7 protein-coding genes are annotated in these 8,573 nt (G+C 56.3%); 5 read left to right on the top strand and 2 right to left on the bottom strand.

From position 1 onward, the window contains the following. Positions 1-119: 119 nt before the first annotated feature. A complete protein-coding gene (locus ACTIKR_RS11225) occupies positions 120-617 on the bottom strand; it encodes a C40 family peptidase (RefSeq protein ID WP_442327878.1) in 498 nt (165 codons plus the stop codon). A gap of 127 nt (positions 618-744) precedes the next feature. Next, on the bottom strand, positions 745-1,854 hold the full coding sequence (locus tag ACTIKR_RS11220) for an NADH:flavin oxidoreductase/NADH oxidase (RefSeq protein ID WP_442327877.1): 1,110 nt from the start codon (positions 1,852-1,854) through the stop codon (positions 745-747). A 341-nt stretch (positions 1,855-2,195) separates the two neighbouring features. Between ACTIKR_RS11220 and ACTIKR_RS11215 the strand changes: the two genes are divergently transcribed. The 5 genes from ACTIKR_RS11215 to gsiC all read left to right on the top strand — a co-directional run. Continuing rightward, on the top strand, positions 2,196-3,065 hold the full coding sequence (locus tag ACTIKR_RS11215; protein WP_193088442.1) for a MurR/RpiR family transcriptional regulator: 870 nt from the start codon (positions 2,196-2,198) through the stop codon (positions 3,063-3,065). Continuing rightward, positions 3,062-4,036 carry an isoaspartyl peptidase/L-asparaginase family protein gene (locus ACTIKR_RS11210; protein WP_442327876.1) on the top strand — a complete coding sequence of 325 codons (975 nt, stop codon included), beginning with the start codon at positions 3,062-3,064 and terminating at the stop codon, positions 4,034-4,036. Before ACTIKR_RS11215 ends, ACTIKR_RS11210 begins: the two co-directional genes overlap by 4 nt. Before the next feature lie 105 nt (positions 4,037-4,141). Then, complete coding sequence (locus ACTIKR_RS11205) at positions 4,142-5,998, top strand: dipeptide ABC transporter ATP-binding protein (protein ID WP_442327882.1); 1,857 nt, start codon at positions 4,142-4,144, stop codon at positions 5,996-5,998. A gap of 57 nt (positions 5,999-6,055) precedes the next feature. Beyond that, positions 6,056-7,606: a glutathione ABC transporter substrate-binding protein GsiB gene (gene gsiB, locus ACTIKR_RS11200; protein ID WP_193088440.1), complete on the top strand. Its 1,551-nt coding sequence runs from the start codon at positions 6,056-6,058 to the stop codon at positions 7,604-7,606. A 78-nt stretch (positions 7,607-7,684) separates the two neighbouring features. Further along, the coding region (gene gsiC / locus ACTIKR_RS11195) for a glutathione ABC transporter permease GsiC (RefSeq protein ID WP_442327875.1) at positions 7,685-8,573 on the top strand (889 nt) is incomplete at its 3' end.

Here is an 8,573-nt window from a genome sequence, read left to right as displayed (position 1 = left end):
CAACAGATGCAGATCGCCCACGGTGGCGGTCTGCGTCTTTGTTATTGTGTGTATGCGCTGTCAAACAGTCCCGTTTGATGGGGGGACGCAGGCCGACGCCTGCGTCATTGCCCTGCAGATCATTGAAATGCCGTTCGTGCGTCCAGGAAACGTTCGGCGAAATAGCGGCTGTCCAGTGAATCGACCCGGACCTTGCCATTGTTGCGGCTGGATGGCGCGTGGACAAATTCGTTGTTGCCGATATAAATGCCCATATGCGAATAGGGCTTGTAGGTATTGAAGAAGACGAAGTCGCCTTTTTTGAGCTCTGTTCGGGAAATGGGCTTGGTCAATTTGGCGATCATCGCCGTGTTATGTGGAAAGCGAAAGTCCGCGGACTCCTGGAACACGTAGCGCACAAACCCGCTGCAATCCATCCCGTCCGGGGTCATGCCGCCATAGCGGTAGGGTGTGCCGGTCAGGGTCAGCGCCTGTTCGAGCACCGGATCGCGATAGGAAGCGTCAAGCGCAGGCGTTGAAAAGGAAGCGGGCACCTCGGCCACCGGGCCGCGGCTTGCGCAGCCTGCCAGCAGGCAGGCTGCTATAACCGTTGTAATAGAAATATGGAAACGTTGCATACCTTACCCGACGCGAAAAAACCTCTGGATTCCAGTATCGCAATTTCACCGCGTCAGGAAAAGCCTTTTGCCGGTATTTTTAAAGAATATCAAAAAAATTAATCATAAAAACAACAAGTTAATAGCATTAACTTATGTTATTTGTGAAGAGTGTTTTTAATCTTGAGGGCTGGCTGCGCCAGAATTGGGGCGAAGCATCGATACGTGCTCCCAGTTCGGCCGCTGCATGCCAGGGCCAGCGCGCGTCATAAAGCATGCCGCGGGCAACGCCGACCAGATCTGCCTGGCCCGAGGCCACCACCGACTCGGCCATTTGCGGATCGGTAATCAGGCCAACGCCAATGACCGGCACATCGACGGCATTTTTGATTGCCTGCGCAAATGGCAACTGATAGCCCGGCTCGTTCTTGATCTGCTGCGCCTGTGACAGGCCGCCTGAAGAGACATGAATGAATGCCGCGCCACGCTCTTTGAGCGCCTGGCTCAGACGGATACTCTGCTGCACGTCCCATCCGCCATCGACCCAGTCACTGGCCGAAATCCGCACACCCACCGGCACCTTGCCTGCCACTTCTTCATAGACGGCCTGGAACACCTCCAGCGCAAAGCGCATGCGGTTTTCCAGGGAGCCGCCATAATTGTCCTGGCGCTGGTTTGACAGGGGCGACAAAAACTCATGCAGCAGATAGCCATGCGCGCCATGCAGCTCGATGGCGTCAATGCCCAGGTCTACGCTGCGACGGGCCGCCTGCACGAAGGCATTGATAATACGCGTCAGCCCGGCCTGGTCCAGTTCCTGGGGCGGGCGATCCTTTGGATCAAAAGGCACGGGTGACGGGCCATAGGTTTGCCAGCCGCCTTCTTCCAGCGACAATTGACCACCGCCAAACCAGGGCTGACGGCATGAGGCCTTGCGCCCGGCGTGCGCCAGCTGAATCGCAAAGGGCGTATCGGAAAAGCTGCGGATATCGCGCAGGGTGCGCGCGATTGCCTCCTGGGTGACATCATCCCACAGCCCGACATCTGTCGGCGAGATGCGGCCCGCCTGTTCGACGCTCGTGGCCTCAATAAACACCAGCGCTGCGCCGGACACAGCCAGCGAACCCAGATGCATCAGATGCCAGGGTTGCATGCAGCCGTCTATGGCTGAATACTGGCACATGGGGGGAACAATAATACGGTTTTTAAGCTGCAGGCTGTCCAGGTTGAAGGGACTGAACAGGATTGAATCGGTCATGGCGTCTTCACACTTTAGAAATTGTCGGGGAGTGGCATGGGCGCCGGGAAAGCTCCGTCAGCGCCATGTCTTGTTTTTACCATACCCGTCAACGGTGATCGGTATATGACCCTGGTGATGACATGATCGTGTGTCTTTGCCCGCAGAAAACGGGTTTATGAACCCGGCCAGCCGGGGCACACTGCAGCTCATATTGCTTGCTGCAGCAAAACTGCCTAAAAAAATGGTATAAAGCAGCATAAAATGTAATTATATTTTCATAAAAGATGAAAATAGTAAGTTTACTTACATCGTCATAGGTGCTGTTCTTTCCCATTCGGACTCCGTACTTTCTGCCAATCATGATTGAAACCGACTTTACACGGGCACTGGCCAAACGGCTGCCAGAGCTGACCAAACCCCAGCGTTTGCTTGGCGCCTATGTGCTCGAACATCCGTTCAAGGTCGCCATTATGTCGATCGACGAATTTGCACAGGCTGCGGGCGTTTCCAGCGCCAGCGCCAACCGTTTTGCGCGGGCGCTGGGCTATCCGGGGTATGCCCAGTTTCGGCAAAACATTATCAAGGGCTTCGAAGGCGTACTGGAGTCGGTCAATCGCCTGAAAAAAGAACAGTCGTATCCGGCCACCAATCAGGAAGTCATGTCCAATGTCCTGGTGGAGGGGCAGCGCAATCTGGAAAAGACTCGCCTGAACTTAAGCGCCGAGACCTGTGACAAGGCGGTCGACATGATCCTGGCCGCCCGCCGTATTTTCATATTGGGCCTGGGCTCCAGCGGCTATCTGTCGGGGCTGCTGGAGCGGCGCCTGTTTTCGCACAACGACATGGTGGTCAGCCTTGCCGGCCCTGGCGGGGTGACGTATGCGGCCCGCAGGCTGGCGCTGGTCGATGAAAATGACCTTGTGATCGCCCTCACTTTCCCCCGGTATTTGGCCGACACGGTCAAGATCGTGCAGAAAGCGCACGGCCGCGGCGCCAGGGTGCTCGGGCTGACCGACAAGGCCACTTCGCCGATCGTCCCAGCCTGTGATTGCATTCTGTACACATCCAGCGACAGTGTATATGGCACCAATAGCGATCCGGTGGCACTGGCCCTGATCGACGCGCTGATGGCGGCCCTGGATTATCGCTCACCCTTTTCAGTTGAAATTGCCACAGAAGTGGCAGAAACCATCACCCCCTGGCTCATTCACGGAGAAACCTCGGCATGACAACTGCCATTATCGCCATTCATGGCGGGGCCGGCGCCCTGTCTCGCGACACCATTACACCGCAGCAGCAAGCGGCCTACGAGACGGCATTGAACGACATTCTGGCGCAAAGCGGCGCCTTGCTGGACAAGGGCGGCTCGGCACTGGATGCCGTGACGCTGGCTGTGCGCCTGCTTGAGGATTGTCCGTTATTCAATGCCGGCCATGGCTCCGTATTTACCAGTGCCGCGACCCACGAAATGGATGCCGCCATCATGGACGGCGCGACGCTGGGCTGCGGTTCGGTCGCCTCGATCTCGACCGTGCGCAATCCGGTACTGGCGGCAAGAGCTGTCATGGAAACCAGCGATCACGTATTCTTTTGCGGCAAACCTGCCGAAGCGCTGGCGGCCGCCGCCGGGCTCGACATGGTCGAACCCGATTACTTCAGCACCGCCTTGCGCCGCGAGCAGCTTGACCGGGTCCGCGCAACCGGCGCCGCCAGCTTTGTATTGGATCACGATGCCGTGGCGCAGGTGCAACCTGGTAATGCGGTGGCGCCGCTGGATGAAGACAAGAAGCTGGGTACCGTCGGCGCGGTGGCGCTGGATCAGGCCGGCAATCTGGCTGCAGCCACTTCAACCGGCGGCATGACTAACAAGCAGCCAGGCAGGGTTGGCGACTCGCCCATTATCGGCGCCGGGTGCTATGCCAGTAATCACAGTTGCGCGGTTTCCAGCACCGGAACCGGTGAAATGTTTATTCGCAGTGTCGCCGCGTATGACGTGGCAGCACAAATGCAATATGCGGGCCGCACGCTGGCGCAGGCCGCCGAGAACGTGGTGTTCGACAAGCTGCCGGCTATTGGTGGCGTGGGTGGCCTGATTGCCATCGATGCGCAGGGCAACGTCGCGCTGCCGTTCAATTCCGAAGGCATGTATCGGGGTTACCTGCGGGTCGGCCAGGATCCTGTCGTCGGTATTTATCGTTAGCCCGATGCCTGAGTGGCACTGTGAGCGGTATGGAGAAAACAGTAAGTGAATACAAATGTGATTAATGCAAACGCCGACAAGGCGCCAACGAACGGCACCGGAAAACTGGCGCCGGACTGCGTCCTGGATGTGCGCAATCTGAGTGTCAATTTTGTCGGATCCGAAAGAACCGTGCAGGCGGTTGAGGATTTGTCCTTTACGGTGGGCCAGGGTGAAACACTGGCCATCGTGGGCGAATCGGGCTCGGGCAAATCGGTGACCTCGCTCTCGCTCATGCGCCTGGTCGAACATGGTGGCGGTCGCATCGTCAGCGGGCAAATGCTGTTTCGCCGCCGCCAGGGACAGGAGGTGGATCTGGCCCGGCTGCCAGGCGCGCAACTGCGCGCCATTCGTGGGGCAGATATGGCCATGATTTTTCAGGAGCCCATGACGTCGCTGAACCCGGTGTTTTCGGTGGGTGACCAGATTGCAGAATCCATTCGCCTGCATCAAGGGCTTAGCCAGCAGCAAGCCTTGGCAGAAGCCTTGCGCATGCTCGATCAAGTGCGTATCCCTGAAGCGCGTGCCGTACTGGCGCGGTTTCCGCATCAGTTATCCGGCGGTATGCGCCAGCGCGTCATGATCGCCATGGCGCTGGCCTGTAAACCTGCCTTGCTGATTGCCGATGAACCCACGACGGCGCTGGATGTGACCATTCAGGCGCAGATTTTGCAACTGATCCGGGAACTGCAGAAAGAAATGAACATGGGCGTGATCTTCATTACGCACGATATGGGCGTGGTGGCCGAAGTGGCCGATCGTGTTCTTGTCATGTTCAAGGGAAACAAGGTCGAACAAAACAGCGCTCAGGCCATTTTCCACGATCCGCAACATGCCTATACCAAGGCGTTGCTGTCAGCCGTGCCGCGACTGGGATCCATGAATGGCACGTCATTGCCTGCTCATTTTGACCTGCTGTCGCTGCAACAGGCGGGCGCCGATGAAGCCATCACCCCGCATGAGCCGGTGGTGCTGGCGCCGGATCGCCAGGCCGGGCCGATCCTGCAGGTCAAGGATCTGGTGACGCGGTTCGATGTGACCAGCGGCATTTTCAATCGCGTTGTCAGGCGTGTGCATGCGGTCGAAAAAGTCAGCTTCGATCTGTATCCGGCAGAAACGCTGGCCCTTGTGGGCGAGTCCGGTTGCGGCAAGTCCACGACAGGTCGCTCCCTGTTGCGTCTGATCGAAGCGCACTCGGGACAAATCCTGTTTCAGGGGCGCGATATCAGCAAGCTCAATACCCAGGATATGCAGGCAGTTCGGCGCGATATCCAGTTTATCTTCCAGGATCCATACGCATCGCTGGACCCGCGCCAAACCGTGGGATATTCCATTATGGAGCCCCTGCTGATCCATCGGGTGGCCAGCGGGCGCGAGGCATTGGAGCGTGTCGAATGGCTGCTTGAAAAAGTTGGCCTGCCGGCGGCCATGGCGCAGCGCTACCCGCACGAATTTTCCGGGGGGCAGCGCCAGCGTATCTGTATTGCACGTGCACTGGCGCTCAATCCCAAAGTGGTGATTGCAGACGAATCGGTATCGGCACTGGATGTATCGATCCAGGCGCAGATCGTCAATCTGCTGATGGATCTGCAAAAGGAATTTGGTATTTCATATTTGTTTATTTCACATGACATGGCGGTGGTGGAGCGCATCAGCCATCGCGTGGCGGTGATGTACCTTGGGCAGGTGGTTGAACTGGGGTCGCGTCGTGAAATATTTGAAAACCCCCAACATCCCTATACGCAAAAACTCATGGCCGCCGTTCCCATTGCTGATCCGGCGCGGCGCCACAAACTTGCCGCACTGATGGCAGGTGAAATTCCCAGTCCGGTGCGTGCTGTTGGCGATGGGCCGGTGGTCTTGCCGCTCGAGCAGGTGGGGGCGGATCATTTTGTTGCCCGCCACTCGGTAGGTATTTACTGATTTTTATTTCGTTTTTCAAACGACGTTTAACCATTTATCCTTCGCAGGGAGATTTTCATGAAACCTATTTATCTTCGCAGAGCATTGCTGGCCCCGGCCATGATGGCGTGCCTGGCCTTTTCCCACTCCGCACTGGCGGCCAAAGATGTCACGGTCGCAGTTCCCTATGGTTTTGATTCACTCGATCCCTATAACACCAATTCGACACAATCCCAGGCCGTTGGCAAGGGCTGGTACGAAGGGCTGTTCATGTTCGATCTGGATTTCAAGATTCATCCGCTGCTGGCTACGGGTTTTGAGGTGAGCGAAGACGGACTCACGTATACATTCAAATTGCGCCAGGACGTAAAGTTCCATGACGGCACCGACTTCAATGCAGAAGCGGTCAAGGTCAATTTCGAGCGCGTGCTGAACCGCGACAACGCACTGGGTCGCTACAACCAGTTCAAGGGCATTGCAAATATCGAGGTGATTGACCCTGCTACGGTGAAAATCACGCTCAAAGAGCCGTTCTCTGCATTCATCAACAATCTGACGCATCCGTCGGCCATGATGATCTCTCCGACCGCCCTGAAAAAATATGGCAAGCAGATCAATCTGCATCCTACCGGCACCGGACAGTACATGTTTGTTGAATGGAACCCCGGCCAGAATGTGAAAATGAAAAAATTCGACGGTTATTGGGACAAGGAACACCTGGCCAAAGTCGATTCCATCAATTTCCGTGTGGTGACCGATAACAATACGCGTGCAGCGGTCATGCAGACCGGCGAGGCCCAGTTTACCTACCCGATTCCCTATGAGCAGGCGGCTATCCTGAAGAAAAATGACAAGCTTGACTTGCTTGCCGAGCCGTCCATTATTGCGCGCTATATCGCCATGAATAATCTGGTCAAGCCTTTCGATAATCCGAAAGTGCGCCAAGCCATGAATTATGCGATCAATAAAGAAGCCCTGAACAAGGTTGTGTTTAACGGTTACGCGCGCGTTGCCGAGGGTGTGGTCCCAGGCAAGGTCGAGTTTTCACAAAAAATGAAACCCTGGCCTTATGATCCGAAAAAAGCCCGCGAACTGCTGGCCGAAGCTGGCTACCCGCAAGGATTCGAAACCACACTGTGGAGCGCCTATAACGATGGTACTTCGGTGAAGGCAATCCAGTTTATTCAGCAGCAATTACGCCAAGTGGGTGTCAAGGTATCCGTAGAAGCACTGGAAGCGGGACAGCGCGTTCAGCGGATTGACACGGTGCAAAATCCGAAAGACGCCAAGGTGCGCATGTATTATGCAGGCTGGTCGGCTTCTACTGGTGAAGCCAACTGGGCGTTGAGCCCGCTGCTGGCTGGCGACGCCTGGCCACCCACCTTCAATAATGCCGCATATTATAAAAATGCCCAGGTCGACAAGGATCTGGCCGACGCCTTGAAAACCACCGATAAAGCCGCGAAAACCAAGTTCTACAAAGATGCACAGGAACAGATCTATAAGGATGCGCCCTGGGTATTCCTGAATACAGCCGATACCGTAGCGGCCCGCAGCAAAAAGCTTGAGGGTTTTCATGTGATGCCTGATGCTTCCTACTACTTCAGGGATGTCAGCCTGAAGGACTGATTCGGTCCTGCTTCGCTATTCAATTGCAATTGACATAGCCGCGACACCCCAGGGTGTCGCGGCCCAATGGATTCAAAAATGCTTTCCTATCTGGTTAAACGGATTTTCGGGATGATACCGACGCTGATTCTGGTCTGCGTGGTGGTTTTCCTGTTTGTACATATGCTGCCCGGGGATCCGGCCAGGCTTGCCGCAGGGCCCGAGGCAGATGCCGAAACGGTTCAGAACATACGCAAGCAACTGGGCCTGGATTTGCCGCTGCCGCAGCAGTTCGGCCATTACCTGATCAATCTGAGTCAGGGCGATCTGGGTACCTCGCTGCGCACCAAGCGGCCGGTGCTGACTGAAATTGCGGTCCGCTTTACGCCGACTTTGCTGCTGACCATTACCAGTATGATCTGGTCGGTTATTTTCGGCCTGGTGATCGGCGTGGTGTCGGCTGTATGGCGCAACCGCTGGCCGGATCGCCTGTTCATGACGCTGGCCGTCTCCGGTATTTCCTTTCCGCCCTTTGCGCTGGGCATGATCCTGATCCAGATTTTCGCCGTCAACCTGGGCTGGCTGCCTTCTGTGGGCGCGACCAGCTGGCAGCACTATATTTTGCCGTCCATCACTTTGGGCGCTGCGGTCGCGGCCATCATGGCGCGTTTTACGCGTGCTTCGTTCGTGGAGGTGATTCAGGAAGATTTCGTGCGCACCGCTCGCGCCAAAGGTTTGTCTGAAAAAGTAGTCATCGTCAAACATACCTTGCGCAACGCCTTGATTCCCGTGATTACGATGATGGGACTGCAGTTTGGCTTTCTGCTGGGCGGCTCGATTGTGGTGGAAACCGTCTTTGGTTGGCCCGGTATGGGCACGCTGCTGGTGGATGCCGTTGCGGCACGGGACTATCCGATTATTCAGGGACTGGTCCTGCTGTTCTCCTTTGAATTCATTTTGATCAATCTGATTGTTGACGTGCTGTACG

Origin of the sequence: Advenella sp. (assembly GCF_052108595.1) — a bacterium.
In the GTDB taxonomy this organism is placed as follows: Bacteria; Pseudomonadota; Gammaproteobacteria; order Burkholderiales; family Burkholderiaceae_B; genus Advenella.
Note: the sequence above shows the minus strand (reverse complement) of the source record. Positions and strands in the feature narration are given on the sequence as shown.

Bases quoted from the DNA above. Each gene is read 5' to 3' on its own strand.
- gsiB (WP_193088440.1), top strand. From the start codon at position 6,056: ATGAAACCTATTTATCTTCGCAGAGCATTGCTGGCCCCGGCCATGATG.
- ACTIKR_RS11220 (WP_442327877.1), bottom strand. From the start codon at position 1,854: ATGACCGATTCAATCCTGTTCAGTCCCTTCAACCTGGACAGCCTGCAG.
- ACTIKR_RS11215 (WP_193088442.1), top strand. From the start codon at position 2,196: ATGATTGAAACCGACTTTACACGGGCACTGGCCAAACGGCTGCCAGAG.
- ACTIKR_RS11210 (WP_442327876.1), top strand. From the start codon at position 3,062: ATGACAACTGCCATTATCGCCATTCATGGCGGGGCCGGCGCCCTGTCT.
- ACTIKR_RS11225 (WP_442327878.1), bottom strand. From the start codon at position 617: ATGCAACGTTTCCATATTTCTATTACAACGGTTATAGCAGCCTGCCTG.